The sequence below is a fragment of the Stenotrophomonas sp. STEN020 genome (assembly GCF_056760195.1).
The window spans coordinates 32,648-52,594 of sequence record NZ_JBRREI010000020.1; the positions used below are offsets into that span (position 1 = coordinate 32,648).

Consider the following 19,947-nt stretch of genomic DNA (forward strand, 5'->3'; position numbering starts at 1 on the left):
GATTTACCAATCAATGCTGCCGCGGATTACCGTCTGCACCTGGCCGCCGGACCAGACGTCGCCGTGCTCGTCGATGCGTAGTTCCAACAAAGCATCGTGGCCGACTTCGCGGCCCTGACTGGCGGTGTAGCGCTTGTCGCTGCCGGGCAGGGCGCTACGTTCGTCCAGCCATGCAGCCAACACCGCATTGGCGGCGCCGGAGGCGGCATCTTCAAAGCGGCGGCCATTGCCGACGAAAGCTCGCACCACCAGCTGATAGTTGTCGCCAGCGGCGCGTGCATAGGCGAAAACACCCATCGCGCCGGTGGATTCCGCGAGTGTGGCGATTGCGTCCCAGTCCGGGTGGAGCGCGCGTAGTGCGGCTTCATCAGCAACTTCAACGACCCACCAGCGGCGGCCGCCGTCCATCAAGGCCGGTGGCAGCGTGCCCAGCGACCAGCCGGTGATGGCTGGCTGCAGGCGTGGGTCGTCTGCGGTGACGATCTCAGCCACCGAAGCGCGCGGTGTGCGGATGGCGATGGTGCGAACGCCGTCGTGCTCGCTGATCTGTAGCGGCAGCTGGCCGGCGATACCGTCCTGTACCAGTTGCCCGTCGATTGCGGCGGCGACGCTGCTTTCGAGCACTGCATGTGCGCTGCCGACGCTGGGATGGCCGGCGAACGGCACCTCTTTCTGCGGTGCGAACATGCGGATGCCGTAGCTGGTGCCGGGCTTGGTCGGGGCGAAGATGAAGGTGGTTTCAGGCAGGCGGGTCCAGCGGGCGATGGCCTGCATGGCGGCATCGTCCAGGCCATCGGCATCGAGCACCACGGCCAAGGGGTTGCCGGTGCCGGGGCGTGGGGCGAAGACGTCGAGTTGCAGGAAGCGGCGGGTGGTCATGGGAGAGTCCGAAGGCTGTGAGGCGGTTGCGGTTGCTGTTGCTGCGGCTGCTGCCGTTGCTTTGGCAGTTGGCTTTGGCTTTAGCCCCTCTCCCGCTCGCGGGAGAGGGGTTGGGGTGAGGGGAGGCGGACGTAGTCCGCTTGCTTGGTGTTTTTGGGTTGTTGCTGTCGGCAAAGACAAAGGCAAAGGCATGCGTGCTTCGCGCGCTTCCCCTCATCCGCCCCTTCGGGGCACCTTCTCCCGCAAGCGGGAGAAGGGAATAGCCGGCATGGCTTGCGCCCTCACCACTCAATCTGCCCAGCAATCACCTGCTGTACTTCACCACCAATCCAGATGTTGGAGTCCGCATCCACTTCCACCCGCACCTCGCCATTGCGGCCGAGTTCGCGGCCCTGGCTGGCCAGGTATTGCTGGAAGGGTTTGATCCGCCCCTGAGCCAGCAACTGCGCGGCAACCAGTGCGTTGGCGCTGCCGGTTACCGGGTCTTCGTTGACACCCACGCCTGGAGCGAAGGCGCGCACCGCGTACTGGTAGCCCACATCCGGCCGATCTGCCGGCGCATACACCGCCAGCTTGCCGCGGCCCGGCATGGCACCGATGGCAGTCAGCTCCGGCTTGTAGCGACGCAGGGCGGCTTCGCTGCCGGCTTCCAACAGCCACCAGTCCGGGCCGTTGTTCCACAGCTCCGGGTTGTGGCCGGGTTTGGCCAGCGCAGCCAGGCCTTCGGGCAGGGCATCGAGGGTGATATCGCGGTGCTCTGCCTGCGGGCTGCGCACATGGATCTGGCGGAACCAGCGACCGCCCTGTACCCGCACTGGCAGCAGACCGGCTTTGCATTGCTGGATCAACTGGCCGTTGTCGTCCGGCGTGGCCAGGCCCAGTTCCACCGCGGCCCAAGCGGCACCGACGCTGGGATGGCCGGCGAATGGCAGTTCACCCTTGGGGGTGAAGATGCGGATGTGATAACTGGCGCCTTCGTCCGGCGGCAGGAAGAAGATGGTCTCGGACAGGTTCAGCCAGGCGGCGATGGCTTGCAGGGCTGCATCATCCAGGCCTTCGCTGTCGACGATGACACCCAGCGGGTTACCGGTGCCAGGACGGGCGGCGAACACATCCAACTGCAGATAGCGGCGAACAGACATTGCGAATCGGTTCCGAGCGACGGCTGGGCAGCTTACCAGTGCACCTGTCCGGCGATAACCGGCTGCACCTGACCGCCGATCCAGACCGTGCATTGCGCATCGATTGATATGTGGACGCTGCCATCGCGTCCCACTTCACGGCCTTGGCTGACCACGTAGTTGCCGCTGTTTCCCGGCAACTGACCGCGCTGCTGCAGCCACGCGGCAATCAATGCATTGGCACTGCCGGTTACCGGATCCTCTGGCACGCTCGCCGAATCTGCCGGGCAGAATACGCGGACCACCACGGCGTGGTCTGGGCCGGCTTCGGCCGCAAACACCGCAACACCGGTCGCGTCGGTGGCATTGCTCCAGTCGCGGATTGCGGTCATGTCCGGGCTCAAGGCACGCACGCTGGCTGCGTCGCGGGCCGGCAACAGCCACCAGCGTGGGCCGTTATCCCAGAGTTCGGGGGTGTATCCGGGGGCGAGTAGTGCCTGCAGTTGTTCCGGTACAGCGCCTGGCGCGGTCTGCAGCTGCTGGGCGGGAGGGCCGGCCAACAGGATGGTTGGAGCATCTTCTGGTCCGCTTACCTGCACTGGCAGCAGACCGGCAGCACATTGCTGTATCAGCCGGCCGCCAATTGGTTTTGCCAAGCCTGTAGTAACTGCGGCCCACGCCGCGCCGACGCTGGGGTGGCCGGCAAAGGGGAGTTCGCTGCTGGGGGTGAAGATGCGGATGCGGTAGCTGGCGCCTTCATCCGGCGGCAGGAAGAAAATGGTCTCTGAGAGGTTCAGCCAGGCGGCCAAGGCCTGCATGGCGGCGGTGTCCAGGCCGCCGCTGTCGAAGATGACGCCGAGTGGGTTTCCGCTGCCGGGGCGGGGGGCGAAGACGTCCAGTTGCAGGTAGCGACGTGGGGGCATGGGTTTTGGGGTGGGGTGGGTTGGGGGGGGATTTTGGGACGTGGGACGTGGCGGGGCTGGACTCAGCTTAGGGGAGTTGAGTGAAAGTGCTAGAGGTGGCAAGGCTTTTGGGGCATTTAAAGGCAGGAGCCAAAGCGGGAGCCGCAGCCAAAGCCGCAGCCAAAGCCAAAGCCCGCAATCCGGCCCCATTCACCCAAAGATGACCCGGATCGTTGCAAATGCTACTTTCTGCATCCCGGGAGGGGAGGCCGGGCGGCGATGGTATCGCTGGTAACTCAGCCGTCCCGGCACAACAGGCTTGGCATAGAATCGGGGGTTCCGCCCGCATTGCCGGGTCTTTCTCCCACTAGTGAATCCTCAAAGCCAATGTCTGCTTCCCCAATTGCTGATCGCTGGATCGTCCTGAAGTTCGGTGGCACCTCGGTGTCGCGTCGTCATCGCTGGAACACGATCGGTCAGTTGGCGAAAAAACGTGCGGACGAGACCGGCGGCAGGGTGCTGGTGGTGGTGTCGGCCCTGTCCGGCGTCACCAATGAATTGACCGCGATTGCCGATGGCGCCGCCGACAGCCGCGAGCGCGTGGCCGCGCTGGTCACCCGTCACAACGAATTCCTCGCCGAGCTGGAGCTGGGCAGCGAAGTGCTGGCTGAACGCCTGGCCGCGCTGCAGGCGCTGTTGGACGACCCGCGCGCGGCCAGCCGTCCGCTGGACTGGCAGGCCGAAGTACTGGGCCAGGGCGAACTGCTGTCCTCCAGCGTCGGTGCCGCCTACCTGCGCAGCAACGGCCTCGATTTTGGCTGGATGGACGCCCGTGAGTGGCTGGACGCACTTCCGCCCGCACCCAACCAGACCGAGTGGTCGCAGCGGTTGTCGGTGAACTGCCAGTGGCAGGGCGGCGGCGACTTCAAGCAGCGCTTCTCGGCGCAGCCCACCCGCATGCTGATCAGCCAGGGTTTCATCGCCCGCCACGGCGACGGTGGCACCGCCATCCTCGGCCGCGGTGGTTCGGATACCTCGGCGGCGTACTTCGGTGCGCTGCTCGGTGCCAGCCGCGTTGAAATCTGGACCGACGTGCCGGGCATGTTCAGCGCCAACCCCAAGGACGTGCCGGATGCGCGCCTGCTGACCCGCCTGGATTACTACGAGGCGCAGGAAATCGCCACCACCGGCGCCAAGGTGCTGCACCCGCGCTCGATCAAGCCCTGTCGCGATGCCGGCGTGCCGATGGCCATCCTCGATACCGAGCGCCCGCACATGCCGGGCACCAGCATCGACGGTGCCGCCGAGCCGGTACCGGGGGTCAAGGCAATCAGCCGTCGCAACGGCATCGTGCTGATCTCGATGGAAGGCATCGGCATGTGGCAGCAGGTCGGCTTCCTGTCCGACGTGTTCAACCTGTTCAAGAAGCATGGCTTGTCGGTGGACCTGATCGGTTCGGCCGAAACCAACGTCACCGTGTCGCTGGACCCGTCTGAAAACCTGGTCAACACCGATGTGCTGGCCGCGTTGTCGGCCGACCTGTCGCAGATCTGCAAGGTCAAGGTGATCGTGCCGTGCGCGGCGATCACCCTGGTTGGTCGCGGCATGCGCTCGCTGTTGTACAAGCTCTCCGACGTGTGGGCCACGTTCGGCAAGGAGCGCGTGCACATGATTTCGCAGTCCTCCAACGACTTGAACCTGACCTTCGTGATCGACGAGGCGGATGCTGATGGCTTGTTGCCGATCCTGCACGCCGAGCTGATCGACAGCGGTGCGATGCCGGTCTACGAAGAACAGGTATTCGGCCCGCGCTGGCGCGAAATCATCGGCAGCATCCGCCCGCGGCAGACGCCGTGGTGGCAGGCGCCGGCCAAGCAGAAGAAGCTGCTGGAGCTGGCTGCGCAGGGTACGCCGGCCTATATCTACGATCTGGACAAGGTGCGCGAGCGCGCCCGCCAGTTGAAGGCGATCCCTGCGATCGACCGCCGTTTCTACGCGATCAAGGCCAACTCGCATCCCGAGATCCTGCGCACCCTCGCTGCCGAAGGTTTCGGCCTGGAATGCGTATCGCAGGGCGAAGTGGAGCTGGTGTTCGCCTCGGTGCCGGGTATCACCCCGGAGCGCGTGCTGTTCACCCCGAGCTTTGCGCCGATCAACGAATACCAGGCAGTGTTGGCGCTGGGCGTCAATGTCACCGTCGACAACGTCGAGCTGCTGAAGCATTGGCCGGAAGTGTTCCGTGGCCGCTCGCTGTGGCTGCGTATCGACCTGGGCCACGGCGATGGTCACCATAAGAAGGTGAACACCGGCGGCAAGGATTCCAAGTTCGGCCTGTCTGCGCTGCGTGTGGACGAGTTCATCGCTGCTGCCCGCGCGCTGGATATCCGCATCACCGGCGTGCACGCGCACCTGGGCAGTGGCATCGAGAACAGTGGCCACTGGAAGCAGATGGTTGATGAGATGGCCGGCTTCGCGCGCCGCATCGGTAGCGTCGAAATCCTCGATATCGGCGGCGGCCTGCCGGTGCCGTACAGCGATGACGACGAGCCGTTCGATCTGGAAGCCTGGGCTGCTGGCCTGGCTGAGATCAAGGCGGTGCACCCGGCCTTCCAGCTGGCGATCGAGCCCGGCCGCTTCATGGTGGCCGAATCCGGCGTGCTGCTGACCCACGCCACCCAGGTGGTGGAGAAGGACGGCGTGCATCGCGTTGGTCTGGATGCCGGCATGAATGCCTTGCTGCGCCCGGCGCTGTACGACGCTTGGCACGACATCGCCAACCTGTCGCGGCTGGATGCTGAGCGCGATGTGGATTTCAGCGTGGTCGGCCCGATCTGCGAATCCAGCGATGTGTTCGCCGAGCGGGTGAAGTTGCCGGCGGCGACCGCACCGGGCGATGTGATGGTCATCGCCGATGCTGGCGCCTATGGTTTCAGCATGGCCAGTACCTATAACCAACGCGCCTTGCCGCGCGAGGACGTCATTGATGAAGTGCAATGACGTCTGTTTGCTGCGAAAACCTTTGTCGTCCGTTGCGCGCTGACGCGCAACGGCCAGTTTGATTTCCGGATACGCCATGACAGCTTTTGATAAAGACCAGGTTTCCCGTTTCCGCTTCGTCCGCTGCGATTTCGCCGCGGACACCGGTGTGGCACGGCTGGTATATGCCTTCGACGACGGTCCGGAGTTGACCGAGACCGTCACCGTGCCGGGCGCGCCGTTCCAGTTGGACGACGAACGCACGGCCGCGGTGCAACGCGCCCTGCAGCTGCTGCACCTGATTGCAGGTGTCAGCTACTACAAGGCAGCGGTGCCGGCGCAGGTAAGCATCGACAGCTACGCCATCGACGCGGCCACGGCCGCGTTGGTGGAGACGGTGTACTTCAACGGCCTGGGCGAATTCGCCTACCGCAACGGCCTGAACCTGCGTGACCGGTTCAAGCTGCCGGTGACTGAGCCCCTCTCCCCCCGGGAGAGGGGTTGGGGAGAGGGGGCGTCGGCCGACGCAGCTTCCTCCGCAGCCGTACCCTCACCCCCGGCCCCTCTCCCGCAGGGAGAGGGGAGTAAAGCGCCTGCGCTCGGGCTGGCCCACCACGCTCTCGTCGCCATCGGCGGCGGCAAGGACTCGCTGGTCAGCATCGAAGCCCTGCGCAACGCTGGCGTTGCCGAAACCGTCACCTGGATCGGCGGCTCGCAGCTGATCCGTGCCTGCGCCGAGCGCACCGGCCTGCCGACCCTCAACATCGGCCGCACGCTGGCACCAGAGCTGTTCGAGCTCAATCGCCAGGGCGCATGGAACGGCCATATCCCGGTCACCGCGGTGAACTCGGCGATCATGGTGCTGGCCGCCGTCGTGCAGGGCGTGGATCAAGTGGTGTTCTCCAACGAGCGCTCGGCCAGCTACGGCAGCCAGATCGCCGGTACCGGTGAGGTGAACCACCAGTGGTCCAAGGGCTGGGCCTTCGAGAAGGCGTTCGGCGAATACGTGCAGCAGTACATTGCCGCCGACCTGAATTACTACTCGCTGCTGCGCCCGCTCTCGGAACTGGCGGTTGCCCGTCAATTCGCCAAGACCGATTTCTACGACGCGCATTTCTCCAGCTGCAACCGCAACTTCCACATCCTCGGCGAGCGCCCGGTGAACCGCTGGTGCGGCGTCTGCCCGAAGTGCCACTTCGTGTTCCTGGCGCTGGCCCCGTTCATGCCGAAGATCCGCCTGGTGCGCATCTTCGGTCGCAACCTGCTGGACGATATGGAACAGGCTGGCGGCTACGACGCGCTGCTGGAATTCCAGGATCACAAACCGTTCGAGTGCGTGGGCGAGGGCAAGGAATCGCGCGCGGCCATGGCGACCTTGGCATCGCGTCCGGACTGGAAGGAAGACGTGCTGGTCAAGCGCTTCGCCACCCTGATCCAGCCGACCCTGTCGGCGGACGAACTGCAGATTGAACCGCTGCTGGTATTTGATGGCGAGCACCGCATCCCGGCAGCACTGTGGGAGCGTCTGCGTGCGAATTTCGCAGCTTGAAGGCAAACGGGTCGCGCTGTGGGGTTGGGGGCGTGAGGGCCGCGCGGCCTATCACGCTTTGCGTGATAGGGAATGGGGAGTTGGGAATGGGGAATCGGAAGATCGGTTTCCTGCACGGCTGACGGTTCTTTGTTCTGCGGCAGAAGCGGTTGAAGTTCTTGCGCTGGGTGATGCGCACTTGCGTGTCGAGACCGATGTGAGCGGTGAGCTTCTGGCTTCGTTCGACGTAGTGATCAAGTCGCCGGGCATCAGTCCGTACAAGCCCGAGGCGCAGCATGCACTTGCCCAGGGCACGCAATTCATCGGCGGCACCTCGCTGTGGTTCAGCGAGCATGCCGATGCCGATGGCGCGCTGCCGAACACGGTCTGCGTGACCGGCACCAAGGGCAAGAGCACGACCACCTCGCTGCTGGCGCACCTGCTGCGCGCGGGCGGGCATCGCACCGGCCTGATCGGCAATATCGGTCTGCCGCTGCTGGAGGCATTGGACCCGCAGCCGGCACCGGAGTATTGGGCGGTGGAACTGTCCAGCTACCAGACCGGCGAAGTCGCCCGCAGCGGTACGCGGCCGGACGTCGCCATCGTGCTGAACATCTTTCCGGAGCATCTGGACTGGCACGGCAGCGAGCAACGCTACATCGACGACAAGCTGTCGTTGGTGACCGGCGGCCATCCGCGTGTGGCGGTGCTCAATGCAACCGACGAACACCTGCGCGCGCTGCAGCTCCCGCACAGCCAGATCGTCTGGTTCAACCAGCCCGAAGGCTGGCATATGGTCGGCGAAGTCGTGCATCGCGGTAATCAAGCGGTGTTCGACACCTCGAACACGCCGCTGCCCGGCCGCCACAACCGCGGCAACCTGTGTGCGGTGTTGGCCGCGCTGGAAGCCCTCGGTCTGGACGCGGTTGCCTTGGCGCCTGCGGTGCAGAGTTTCCGGCCCTTGCCGAATCGCCTGCAGCTGTTGGGCGAACGCGATGGTCTGCGCTGGGTGAACGATTCGATCAGCACCACGCCGCACGCATCGCTTGCGGCGTTGGATTGTTTTGCCGGCCAGCGCATTGCGCTGCTGGTTGGCGGGCATGATCGCGGCGTGGATTGGCAGGATTTCGCCGAGCACATGCGCGACAACGCGCCGGTCGAGATCGTGACCATGGGCAACAACGGCCCGCGCATCAATACGTTGCTTGCCCCGTTGGCCGAGGCTGGCGGCTTTGGCCTGCATGCTGCAACCGATCTGCCACATGCGGTGGAACTGGCGCGTGCTGCGTTGGGCGGGCAGGGCGGGGTAGTGCTGCTGTCGCCGGGTGCGCCCAGCTTTGGTGCCTACAAGGACTATGTGGCGCGCGGGCGGCACTTCGCCGAGCTGGCCGGGTTTGACCCGGACAGCATCAGCGCGATCCCGGGTATCGGCATCCTGTAAGGCCTTGGCCGAGGCCGAAGTGGCGCTGACTGGCAGTCGGCGCCGCCCGCTCCCTGCAGATCACTCCTCTTCATCGGTGAAGGCGTAACCGCCGTCGATCAGCTGCTGCAGGTAAGCATCAAAGCTGGGTGCGATCACCGCATAGCTGTCCGGGTCGTGCAGATAGCGCACGACCTGGCCACTGATGCCGCCGTCGGCAGGATCGAAATCCAGGTACAGCATCGATGTGCCGCCATTGTTCATGCAGTGCGAGAAGCACAGACGCCTGCCCATCGGCACGTCGGCATCGATGCCGGCACCAAGAATCTCCGGCTCATCGTCCAGCCACTCTTCGTAGATGGAACGGATGCTGTCGTCCCACTGCGTGCTGTCCTCGAAGATCTGCTGCACCGAACGCAGGTAGTAGGGGTAGCTGCCGTCGCCGACGTCCGAGCCAAGCATCAGCACGTTGACCTCACCTTGCGGGTAGTCCCGGTAGTGGCTGCCATCCACCTGTGCCAGCAGCTCCAGCAGGCTTGCCGGTACCTGCGGCCACTGCAGCTGCAGGCGTTGCAGGTCGGAATGGCTTGCGCCTTCTACCCAGCGCCACATAGGGGCGTCATCTGCCGGCAGGCGCGGCACAAGGCCGGAAAGGAAGGTATCGACGAGGCTCATATGCAGAAGGACACGTTGGGGATGCATATCCAAGCACACCTGCGTAACGCCGCCAATGCACAATGCGCCACGGGAGGCGATATCGACAGGTTGCCTCCGTCCTCTTCTCAGGAGCGCAGGCATGAACAAGTGGCGATGGGCTGCAGTGACGATGCTGGGGCTGGCGGCGGCGCCAGCGTGGGCGCCAGCGTGGGCCGCGATGAAGACGCAGCCGCTGGAGTGGCAGCATGACGGCACCACCTTCAGTGGGGTGCTGGTCTACGACGATGACGGCGATGCGCGCCGACCGGGCGTGGTGATGGTGCCGAACTGGCGCGGCGTCAACGCCTCGGCGATTGCCAAGGCCGAGCAGATTGCTGGCGATGACTATGTGGTGCTGGTTGCCGATGTGTACGGCAAGAATGTGCGGCCCAAAGACAACGATGCAGCTGCGGCGGCTTCCAAGCCCTTGCGCGAGGACAGGAGCCTGCTACGTGCCCGCGCAGCGGCGGCGCTGGATGCCTTGAAGGCGCAGGCTGGCAAGGTTCCACTGGACACCCGGCACATTGCTGCCGTGGGCTTCTGCTTCGGCGGCACCACCGTGCTGGAAATGGCCCGCGCCGGCATGCCTCTGACGGGTGTGGTGAGCCTGCACGGCGGCTTGTCGACCCCAACCCCGGCAGCTGCCGGTAGCGGCAAGGTACCGATCCTGGTGCTCAATGGCGCGGCTGATCGCGGCGTCACCGCCGAGGACATCGCCAACTTCGGCAGCGAAATGGACGCAGCCAAGGCCGACTGGCAATTCGTCAATTTCAGCGGCGCGGTGCATTGCTTCGCTGAGTCCGACGCCAACAGCCCGCCGGGCTGCCTCTACGACCCACGCGCCGCCAAGCGCGCCTGGAAGATGATGGACAATTTTCTGGAAGAGCGCCTGGGCGACTAACGGCTCTTGGTAGTGCCGAGCCATGCTCGGCAGGGGCTTCACCAGCAATCTCAAAGCGGTAGTGCCGAGCCATGCTCGGCAAGGGGCTTCACCAGCAATGCATCAGCTTTGCGGGAGCTGCGACAGTCGCGGAGCCGGAGCCAGATCAAAGGCGGTAAAGCCACCCCTCCCCAACCCTCCCCTTTCCTGCGGCAAAGGGAGGGAGCGTAGTGCCGAGCCATGCTCGGCAGGGGCTTCACCGGCAATGCATCAGTTTGCAGATTTACAGGTTTGTGGGAGCGGCGTAAGCCGCGAAGCCGGCCATCGGTCAGATCGCGGCAACAGCTGTCCGCACGGGATGCGCTGCTGGCGGTTCGCCTTTGGTAGCGCCGGGAACAAGCGTGGCTTCGCGGCTGACGCCGCTCCTACAACGACGAACGGCTCTTCGCCGCCGCTATCGCCCCACTGATCGCCGCCCGTGCCTGCGGGCTGTTGCGCCAGCAGCTGCTGCCCAGCATGGCCGAGGCCTGGCTGACGACATCGCCGGTCTCGGCTTGGGCCAGCTGCGCCAGGGAATGAAACCCCAGCTGCTCCAGCCGTGCCACCACAGTGGCACCTACACCTTTCACCGCCAACAGCACGGCGCGTTCGTCCTCGTTGAACTGTTGCAGGCCTGCCATCGCGATCAGTGGCTGCGCTCGATGGCGTAACGGGCCAGACCGCGCAGGGCGGCAACAGCTTCGGTTTCCGGCAGGCCGTCCAGTGCCAGTTCGGCGGCGTTGGCGTATTCAACGGCACGCTTGCGGCTGTATTCCAGACCGCCAGTGGCATGGATCGCTGCCAATACTTCCGGCATCGCGCTGGCGTCGCCATCCTGCACGATCTCGCGCAGGCGATTGCGGACCACTTCGTCCGAGTGCGCCATCGCATGGATCAGCGGCAAGGTGGCCTTGCCTTCGGCCAGGTCGTCGCCCAGGTTCTTGCCCAGTTCGTCGGCATTGGCGGAGTAATCCAGCACATCGTCGGCGATCTGGAAGGCATAGCCCAGATGCATGCCGTAGTCATAGAGCTTCTGCTGCACGGCTTCGTCGGCACCGCTGGCCAGCGCGCCGAGGCGGGTGCCGGCGGCAAACAGCACCGCGGTCTTGCGCTCGATAACGCGCAGGTAGGCGGCTTCGTCGGTATCCGGGTTATGCACGTGCAGCAGCTGCAGCACTTCGCCTTCGGCGATGCGGTTGGTGGTGTCGGCCAGGATCTGCATCACCGCCATGCGCTCCAGCTCGACCATCAGCTGGAAGCTGCGCGAGTACAGGAAGTCACCGACCAGCACGCTGGGGGCATTGCCCCACAGGGCATTGGCGGTGCTGCGGCCACGGCGCAGGTCGGATTCGTCGACCACGTCGTCGTGCAGCAGGGTGGAGGTGTGGATGAACTCGATGATCGCCGCCAGCTGGTGGTGCTCCGGGCCGGCGCCGCCGACCGCATGGCCGGCCAGCATCACCAGCATCGGCCGCAGGCGCTTGCCGCCCGCCGAGACGATGTGGTCGGCGATCTGGTTGATCAGCACCACGTCCGAGGACAGGCGGCGGCGGATCAGGGCATCGACGGCAGCCATGTCCGCTGCGGCAAGGGTCTGGATGGCAGGCAGGCCCAGCGCGGGGCGGATATGTTCAGCGATGCTCATAGGAAGACTTCAGGGGGTACCACCGGGATTATAGGCGGTGTGGGCGCAGGCGGCCCGTCGGGGACGAAAACCGAACAGAACCGGGCCTTTGCGCAGTGAATACGTATGCAAGCAACACCGCCGGCAAAGCACCAACGCTAAGCTGGCCGGCATACATTTCGCGGCCCTGAAACAGGGGCTCTGAGGCCCGTAGGGGGGCGTTCGATGTCCAAGACTCCATGGTGGCGTGGTGCCGTCATCTACCAGATTTACCCGCGCAGCTACCTGGACACCAATGGCGATGGCGTCGGCGACCTGCCGGGCATCATCGATCGCCTGGATTACGTGGCCTCGTTGGGCGTGGATGCGATCTGGGTGTCGCCGTTCTTCAAGTCGCCGATGGCGGATTTTGGCTATGACATTGCCGATTACCGCGATGTCGATCCGCTGTTCGGCAATCTGGCCGATTTCGACCGTTTGCTGGCCAAGGCGCATGCGCTGGGCCTGAAGGTGATGATCGACCAGGTGTTCAGCCATACCTCGATAGACCATGCCTGGTTCAAGGAAAGCCGCGAGAGCCGCGACAACCCCAAAGCCGATTGGTACGTGTGGGCCGATGCGCGCGATGACGGCAGCCCACCGAACAACTGGCTGTCGATCTTCGGTGGCGTGGCCTGGCAGTGGGAACCGCGGCGTCGGCAGTATTTCTTGCACAACTTCCTCGCTTCGCAGCCGGATCTGGATTTCCACAATCCGGCAGTGCAGCAGGCAACCCTGGATTACGTGAAGTTCTGGCTGGACCGTGGCGTGGATGGCTTCCGTCTGGATTCGATCAACTTCTGCTTCCATGACGCGCAGCTGCGCGATAATCCGCCCAAGCCGGAGAGCGAGCGCATTGGTCGAGGTTTCAGCCCGGACAACCCGTATGCGTTCCAGTACCACTACTACAACAACACCCGGCCGGAGAACATTGGTTTCCTCGAACGCCTGCGTGCCTTGTTGGATCAGTACCCGCAGGCGGTGACGCTGGGCGAAATTTCGTCGGAAGATTCGCTGGCGACTACCGCCGAGTACACCGCGCCGGGCCGCCTGCACATGGGCTATAGCTTCGAGCTGCTGGTGGATGATTACAGCGCGGCCTACATCCGCGGGACCGTTGAGCGGCTTGAAGCGGCGATGGGCGAGTCCTGGCCGTGCTGGGCGGTTTCCAACCATGACGTGCAGCGTGCGGTGACGCGTTGGGGCGGCCATCCGGCCAAACCGTCGCTGGCGAAGATGCTGGCGGCATTGGTGTGCTCGCTGCGTGGTTCTGTGTGCATCTATCAGGGTGAAGAGCTGGGTCTCGGCGAAGCAGACGTACCGTTTGAAGCGCTGCAGGATCCGTATGGCATCACCTTCTGGCCGAATTTCAAGGGCCGCGACGGTTGCCGTACGCCGATGCCGTGGACCGATGGGGCGTTGGCTGGCTTCACCACTGGCAAGCCTTGGCTGCCGATTCCTGCCGAGCATCAGGCTTTGTCAGTGCAGGCGCAGGAGGTGGATGGCGATTCGGTGCTGCACGCGTTCCGCAGCTTCCTGAGCTGGCGCAAGGCGCATCCGGCCTTGGTCGAGGGTTCGATTCGCTTCCTGGATAGTGCTGAGCCGGTGTTGTTGTTCGAGCGTCAAGCCGGGGAAGAGACTTTGTTGTTGGCCTTCAATCTGTCGGGCGAGGCCGTGCGGCATGCGTTGCCGACAGGTGAGTGGCAGGCCTTGGCGCTGCCGGGTCCGGTGGCTGGTGCAGTTGAGGCTGGCGAACTGGTATTGCCTGGACACGCGGTGTATTGCGCGCGTCGCAGCTGATTTTTGTTGTTCTCTCTTTTGTGCGGGCGGAGATAGCATCTCCGCCTTTTTTTTTGCTTTTGCTTTGGCTTTGCTCTTGGCTTTGGCTTTGGCTGTTGCTAAAGCCCCTCTCCCGTTTACGGGAGAGGGGTTGGGGTGAGGGCGCTCTTAGTAGCAGACCAAAGCGAAAGCTCCCCCATCCGCCCTCCGGGCACCTTCCCCCGCAAGCGGGAGAAGGGAATTGCCAAGGCCAGAGCTGAAGCGAAGCCAAAGCCAGAGCCAGAGCCAGAGCGAAGCCAGAGCCAGAGCGAAGCCAGAGCCAGAGCGATTCCCGCCTACGCGGGAATGACGGCAAAACTTCCGAAGCACCAGCAGAAGCACCAGCAGAAGCACCAGCAGAAGCACCACCAGAAGCACAAGCAGAAGAACCAGCAGAAGCACCAGCAGAAGCACCAGCAGAAGCACCAGCAGAAGCACCAGCCGAAGCGCTGAACTACGGTCTCAACACGCTTCAATGCGGCCTTTGCAGCAATTTCGCCGCCAACGCAAAAGGCCCGCTGCAAAAGCAGCGGGCCTTGAGTTCGCATTCAACCAGAACCGATCAGAACTTGTAGTTCACGCCCACTTGGTAGGTGCGGCCCCATTCCACGGTTTCCAGCGGACGATCCTTGCTACCGGCATAGGTTTCGTACTTGGAGTTGGTCAGGTTGCTGGCCTGCAGGAACAGGCTCAGGCCGTTGAACATCGTGCCGTCGCCGAAGCTGTAGCCGAGCTGCGCGTCCAACACGTTCTCGCCCTTGACGTAACGCAGGGTACGCGCGCCGTTGAAGTTGCCGATTTCACCGATGAAGTCCGAACGCTTGCGCTGGTTCAAACGCACTTCAAAGCCGCTGTTTTCGTAATAGGCCGTGAAGTTGTAAACGCGCTTGGACAGGCCGGGCAGCATGATCGGCGCGCTGCCAACACTGGAGGTGTTGGCCGGATCCGGCTTGATCATGATGTCGCTGTCGTTGAAGCTGGCGCTGGCCACCACGCCGAAGCCACGCAGGGCATCGGAGAACAGGTCCAGCGGCAACGATGCGGTCAGCTCGGCACCGCGCAGGCTGCCACCGGTGCCGTTGAACGGTGCGGTGTAGTAGCCGATCGACTGTGCCGGGACCTGCAGCTGGGCTGCATTGGTGCCAACCTTTAGCCACTCCGCCACCTGGTTGGTGAAGTCGTAACCGTCACGCTTTTCGGTGTAGATGTAGCTCTTCAGGTCCTTGTAGAACACTGCGGCGGCCACATAGGCCTTGTTGCCGAAGTACTTTTCCCAGGACAGGTCGGCTGCGTTGGCTACCCACGGATCCAGGGTCGGATTGCCGCCGCTGGAGCCAGGCTTGCCGGTGTTGGTGTCCATGCCGAATTCCATCGAGGCACGCAGTTCGTCGACGCGCGGACGCGCAACCTGGCGGGCCAGAGCGAAGCGCACGGTGTTTTCGGCTGGCAGCTCGAAGGCCAGGTTCAAGCTCGGCAGGAAATCCAGGAACTTCTTGCCTGCGTTGATCGGAATCACCTGGCTGCCAACCGGCTGCGAGCCGTCCCAGTAGTTGGAGCTTGAGGACTGGTCAACGTGCTGGGCCTGGATACCGACATTACCGCGCACCGGGATCGAACCGATATGCGTGCTGATGTTGGCGCGCAGGAAGGTGGTGGTGATCTTCTCGTCCACCGTCCACTGCTTCGGAATCAGATAGCTCTCGGTGGTGGTCGGGTTGAACACCATGTAGCGGCCAACTGCAGCAGGCACATTCCAGGCCGGAATGTAGCCTGCGCCGGCAAAGCCAAGATTGACCGGCTTGTACTGCAGGTCGGCGGCGATGCTGGTGATGCCTTGCGCGCCCAGATTGATGTTGCCTTCGGCCTGGGTCTTGTTCTTGCTGCGGTCGGCGTAGTTCATGCCGACGTCGAAGTCGGAGAACCAGCTGAAGCCTTCCGGCACCGGGAAGGTGGCAGCCAGCTTGAAGCCCTTCAGTTCATCATCCACATGCGGGGTCTTGCCGTAGCCAGAACCATAGATGGTGTTGGTCAGGTAGAGCTTGCTGAAGTCCGAATAGTCCCGGCCCGGGGTGAACTGCGGGAAGTTGCCGCCAGCGAAGTTCAGCTTCACCGAATCCAGCATCGGTGCCGGCAGCAGCTGCAGGTTGTTTTCCAGGTTCAGTTCGTCACGCTCGGCCTTGGACCAGCTGACATCGGCAACAACACGCACATCGCCGAAATTGAATTCGTTGTTCCAGCCGATTGCCTTGATGGTGTCTTCGCGGTTGTTGTACATCCCGCGCACCAACGGATAGACGTTGTGAGCCACGCCGCTGACGAAGCTGCCATTGCCGTTGACCACCACGTCGGTGACGTTCAAACGGTCGTAATTTCCGTTGTAATCGCCCAGATGGATTTCCATCTGGTTGGCGGTGTCGTGTTCCTTGGCCTTGGTGTAGAAAGTGTCCAGCGTGCTGGTCCAGCTGTTGTTCGGCCGGAACTGCAGGGTCGCCATCACGCCGTCACGCTTGGCGTTACCGGTGCGTCGCAACGCCTTGATACCGTCGGAATAGAAGGTGCCGGCGGCAACGCCCGGGCGCCAGTTGTTGCCGATCGCCTGCCAGGGCTCGTACAGACCGACCTGGTTCTCCTGCTTGGACATCTCCGAATGGGAGATGCCGATGGCCAGACCGATGGTGTTGTCGGCGAACTTGTCGACATAGCTGAAGTTGAGGCGGTTGCCGTACGGATCTTCGCCAGCGGCTTCGCCCAGCGAGTTCTTCTGGTAGCGGCCGCTGACGGCGATGACGCGCTCGTCGTAGCTGAGCGGGCGCACGGTCTGCAGATCCAAGGTGCCGGACAGGCCCTGACCAACCAGGCCGGCGTCCGGGGTTTTGTACACGGTGACGCCGCTGATCAGTTCGGCCGGGTACTGGTCGAACTCCACCGAGCGGTTGTCGCCGGTGCTGACCATTTCGCGGCCGTTGAGCAGGGTGGTGGCGAAGTCGGGCGACAGGCCGCGCACGCTGATGGCCTGGGCACGGCCGGCGACGCGCTGGGCGGCCAGGCCGGGTAGGCGGGCAATGGATTCGGCGATGCTGACGTCCGGCAGCTTGCCGATGTCTTCGGCCGAGATGGCTTCCACGATCGAGGTTGAGTCACGCTTGACCGAAATCGCGCTCTCGATGCCGCGGCGGATGCCAGTGACGGTGACGGTGTCCAGATCGGTTGCTTCTGCCTTCGGCTTTGCCTTGGCTTCGTCGTCCACGGTCTGTGCGTGCACGCCGGTGGCAGTCAATGTGATGGCTGAGGCCAGTGCAACGCTCAGCAGATTGCGCTTGGTGTTCAACATACTCCCCTCTCCCAGGTGATGTCGTTTGGATGTTTTTTGTGCTCCCCCGTATTTTTTTGGGTGGGGGATGCATCGCTGTTTTTTGCTGCCTGCGACTGACTCGCATGGTAATCAGCGGGCAAGCCCGTGGCGCTGGGCTGCATACGTATTCAATGCGGGTTTGCGGGGGCAGATAGGTCTGAAAACGCTTTCTGCGGGGGTTCCGCCTTTACGCCGTCATCCCCGTGAAGACGGGAATCGGCCTGGCCCCGGCTCTGGCTCTGGCTTTGGTTTTATGCCGTCATTCCCGCGCAGGCGGGAATCGCTCTGCGCTCGTGACGTTCCGCGCAAAATTCAAAGACAAGAGCGATTCCCGCCTTCGCGGGAATGACGGCTGTGAAGCAAAGCCAAAGGCCAAAGGCCAGGAGAGATTCCCGCCTTCGCGGGAATGACGGCTGTGAAGCAAAGCCCAAAGCCCAAAGCCCAAAGCCCAAAGCCTTGGGCTTCAAGCCGCCCAGCGCTTACTCCACCGGAACAAACCGCACCGCAGCGCCGCCACCAGCCGCCAACTGCAGCTTGATCCGGTCGCCACTGCCAACCTCGCGTGCCTCGCGAACGAACGCAAACGGTGCCGTCTCCCAGTTCGCGCCTTCCCCGTCGCGGTAGATCTCCGCGCGGTAACGCTTGCCCGGGGTCAGGAATGACAAGGCAACATCCAGCGCCTGCGGCTTTTCACTGCCAACGCTGCCCACAAACCATTCCTCGCTGCCACGCGCCTTGCGGGCAAAGGTCACGTATTGGCCAACTTCGCCGTTGAGTACATGGCTTTCCTCCCAATCCACCGCCACGTCCTTGATGAACTGGAAGGCGTCGGGGTGCTGGGCGTAGTGCTCGGGCAAGTCGGCGACCATCTGCACCGGGCTGTACAGCACCACGTACAGGGCCAGCTGCTTGGCCAGGGTGCTGCGCAGGGCCAGACCGTTGCGGCCCTTCAGGCTGACGATGCCGGGGGTGTAATCCATCGGCCCGCCCAGCATGCGGGTGAATACCAGCGTGGCTTCATGACCGGGCGGGTTGGGCGGGTTGCCCCAGGCGTTGAATTCCATGCCGCGGGCACCTTCGCGCGATACCCAGTTCGGGTAGGTGCGGCGCAGGCCGGTGTCCTTGATCGGCTCGTGTGAGTTGATCGCGATGTGTTTGGCGGCAGCCTGCTTGAGCACGCGCAGGTTGTGGTTGCTCATCCACTGGCCTTCGTGCCATTCGCGGGTGATCGGGCCATCGACCTGATCCTGGCGGTGGATGTCGCCTGCGTCGCAGACATAGCCGGTCTTGATCACATCCACGCCGTTGCGCGCATACAGGTCCAGGGCGGCAGGCAGCTGGCGTTCGTAATGGCTGACCGCGCAGGCGGTTTCGTGGTGGCCGATCAGGTGCACCCCCTTGCCGGCGGCGTAGCTGGCAAGGCCGGGCAGGTCGAAATCCGGGGTGGCGCGGGTGAAGTCGAAGGCCTCACCGTTGGCGAACCAGTCGCCGTCCCAGCCGATGTTCCAGCCTTCCACCAGCACGCCACGGAAGCCATTGGCGGCGGCGAAGTCGATATAGCGGCGGGTGTTCTCGGTGGTGGCGCCGTGTTTCGGGCCGGTCGCCCAGGTTTCGGTTTCAAGGTGCAGCGACCACCAAACACCGGCATATTTGGCCGGCTTGAACCAGCTCACATCGCCGATGGCGTTGGGCTCGTTGAGGTTGAGGATGAGGCTTGATTCAGCCAGGTCGCCCGCCTTCTCGCCGAGGGTGATGGTGCGCCACGGCGTGTTGAAGGGCAGGGTGCGCACCACCGGCGCGCCGCTGCTGGACGGGGTAAGCGTTGCGCGCAGGATGTCGCCATCACCACGCGCCAGGTTCATGCCGGCGTAGTCCACCAGCGCGGCTTCGTGGATGGAGATGTGCAGGCCGTTGTCGCTGCGCAGGGTCAGCGGGGTCTGCGCGGTGCCGACCTCCTTCAACGGGGTCTGGTGGTACAGGTATTCCTCGCGATTCCACTCGAAGGCGGGAATCCACCAGGCGGTGGCTGGGCGGGCCAGTGCGAACTCGGTCAGCTCGGCGTGGATCTGTGCCTGCTTCATGCCCGCCTGCTGCGGGAATTCGTAGCGGAAGCCGATGCCGTCGTCGTAGACGCGGAACACAACGTCAAAGCGGCGCTCGTAGTTGCGGCCGGCACCGGGCTTCTCGGTGAAGCTGGCGCGCAGTTCGTTGTAGTGATTGCGGGTGAGACGGCGCTCGCCCCAGGGCTGCTCCCAGGTCTCATCAAAGCTGCGCTGTGACTGCCCGGTAAGCGCGACATTGCGCTCCAGGCGGCCATCGCCCAGCAGCATGCCCAGCCGCGACGGCGCGATCACCGCCTCGCCCTTGCGTTCCACCCGATACGAGGGGCGGCCTTCGTGCTGGGATTCGACGATCACCACGAGCTGCTTGTCGGGTGAGGTAACGCGCGCCAGGTCGGCGGCGTGAGCGGGCAGGCAGCTGATCAGCAGCAGCGCGAAGGCAGCTTTCAGCGACAGGCGGGCAGGGGTGGGACGTGTATCGGCCATGCGGGTCTCAACTCCGGGTTCTGGTCGGCGCGCCGCCCTCCGAGGTTGGCACGTGGCGCCACTATTCCCCGGTGGAGGCCGCTGTGGGCGCAATGCCGCATTGAATACGTATGCAACAGCGGTGCAG

General features: G+C 64.0%; 14 protein-coding genes. 6 read left to right on the forward strand and 8 right to left on the reverse strand.

Features of this window, described 5'->3' with window-relative positions:
* Positions 1-3: 3 nt before the first annotated feature.
* The 3 genes from ACVOLZ_RS10545 to ACVOLZ_RS10555 form a co-directional block, all read right to left on the reverse strand.
* Entirely contained in the window at positions 4-879 is an 876-nt protein-coding gene (locus tag ACVOLZ_RS10545; protein WP_481516086.1) for a PhzF family phenazine biosynthesis protein, read from the reverse strand.
* Positions 880-1,160: 281 nt separating this feature from the next.
* Positions 1,161-2,021: a PhzF family phenazine biosynthesis protein gene (locus ACVOLZ_RS10550; RefSeq protein ID WP_481516087.1), complete on the reverse strand. Its 861-nt coding sequence runs from the start codon at positions 2,019-2,021 to the stop codon at positions 1,161-1,163.
* Positions 2,022-2,053: 32 nt separating this feature from the next.
* Positions 2,054-2,923: a PhzF family phenazine biosynthesis protein gene (locus ACVOLZ_RS10555; RefSeq protein ID WP_481516088.1), complete on the reverse strand. Its 870-nt coding sequence runs from the start codon at positions 2,921-2,923 to the stop codon at positions 2,054-2,056.
* 366 nt (positions 2,924-3,289) lie between these two features.
* Here ACVOLZ_RS10555 and ACVOLZ_RS10560 point away from each other — a divergent pair, with 366 nt between their 5' ends.
* From ACVOLZ_RS10560 to murD, 3 genes are all read left to right on the forward strand, one after another.
* The gene (locus ACVOLZ_RS10560) at positions 3,290-5,899 is read left to right on the forward strand and encodes a bifunctional aspartate kinase/diaminopimelate decarboxylase (protein ID WP_481516089.1); all 2,610 of its coding nucleotides are present in this window, start codon (positions 3,290-3,292) and stop codon (positions 5,897-5,899) included.
* Positions 5,900-5,975: 76 nt separating this feature from the next.
* Entirely contained in the window at positions 5,976-7,427 is a 1,452-nt protein-coding gene (gene murL / locus ACVOLZ_RS10565) for a UDP-N-acetyl-alpha-D-muramoyl-L-alanyl-L-glutamate epimerase (RefSeq protein ID WP_481516090.1), read from the forward strand.
* Positions 7,408-8,847 carry a UDP-N-acetylmuramoyl-L-alanine--D-glutamate ligase gene (gene murD / locus ACVOLZ_RS10570; protein WP_481516091.1) on the forward strand — a complete coding sequence of 480 codons (1,440 nt, stop codon included), beginning with the start codon at positions 7,408-7,410 and terminating at the stop codon, positions 8,845-8,847. Before murL ends, murD begins: the two co-directional genes overlap by 20 nt.
* 60 nt (positions 8,848-8,907) lie before the next feature.
* Here the strand turns inward: murD and ACVOLZ_RS10575 are convergent, their stop codons facing one another.
* Positions 8,908-9,501 (reverse strand): SMI1/KNR4 family protein, encoded by a 594-nt coding sequence (locus ACVOLZ_RS10575; protein WP_481516116.1) that lies wholly within the window; start codon positions 9,499-9,501, stop codon positions 8,908-8,910.
* Positions 9,502-9,622: 121 nt separating this feature from the next.
* Here ACVOLZ_RS10575 and ACVOLZ_RS10580 point away from each other — a divergent pair, with 121 nt between their 5' ends.
* The gene (locus ACVOLZ_RS10580) at positions 9,623-10,423 is read left to right on the forward strand and encodes a dienelactone hydrolase family protein (protein ID WP_481516092.1); all 801 of its coding nucleotides are present in this window, start codon (positions 9,623-9,625) and stop codon (positions 10,421-10,423) included.
* A 404-nt stretch (positions 10,424-10,827) separates the two neighbouring features.
* Here ACVOLZ_RS10580 and ACVOLZ_RS10585 read toward each other — a convergent pair whose 3' ends face one another.
* Positions 10,828-11,082: a helix-hairpin-helix domain-containing protein gene (locus ACVOLZ_RS10585; RefSeq protein WP_481516093.1), complete on the reverse strand. Its 255-nt coding sequence runs from the start codon at positions 11,080-11,082 to the stop codon at positions 10,828-10,830.
* Positions 11,083-11,087: 5 nt separating this feature from the next.
* Positions 11,088-12,086: a polyprenyl synthetase family protein gene (locus ACVOLZ_RS10590; RefSeq protein WP_481516094.1), complete on the reverse strand. Its 999-nt coding sequence runs from the start codon at positions 12,084-12,086 to the stop codon at positions 11,088-11,090.
* Between the two features lie 204 nt (positions 12,087-12,290).
* On the opposite strand from ACVOLZ_RS10590, the gene ACVOLZ_RS10595 reads away from it, so the two are divergent.
* Together ACVOLZ_RS10595 and ACVOLZ_RS10600 are read left to right on the forward strand one after the other, a co-directional pair.
* Complete coding sequence (locus ACVOLZ_RS10595; protein WP_481516095.1) at positions 12,291-13,904, forward strand: alpha-glucosidase; 1,614 nt, start codon at positions 12,291-12,293, stop codon at positions 13,902-13,904.
* Between the two features lie 324 nt (positions 13,905-14,228).
* Complete coding sequence (locus tag ACVOLZ_RS10600; protein WP_481516096.1) at positions 14,229-14,375, forward strand: hypothetical protein; 147 nt, start codon at positions 14,229-14,231, stop codon at positions 14,373-14,375.
* A gap of 109 nt (positions 14,376-14,484) precedes the next feature.
* Here ACVOLZ_RS10600 and ACVOLZ_RS10605 read toward each other — a convergent pair whose 3' ends face one another.
* Together ACVOLZ_RS10605 and ACVOLZ_RS10610 are read right to left on the reverse strand one after the other, a co-directional pair.
* The gene (locus ACVOLZ_RS10605; RefSeq protein WP_481516097.1) at positions 14,485-17,253 is read right to left on the reverse strand and encodes a TonB-dependent receptor; all 2,769 of its coding nucleotides are present in this window, start codon (positions 17,251-17,253) and stop codon (positions 14,485-14,487) included.
* A 500-nt stretch (positions 17,254-17,753) separates the two neighbouring features.
* Positions 17,754-19,820 (reverse strand): glycoside hydrolase family 97 protein, encoded by a 2,067-nt coding sequence (locus ACVOLZ_RS10610; RefSeq protein ID WP_481516098.1) that lies wholly within the window; start codon positions 19,818-19,820, stop codon positions 17,754-17,756.
* Between the last annotated feature and the right edge of the window lie 127 nt (positions 19,821-19,947).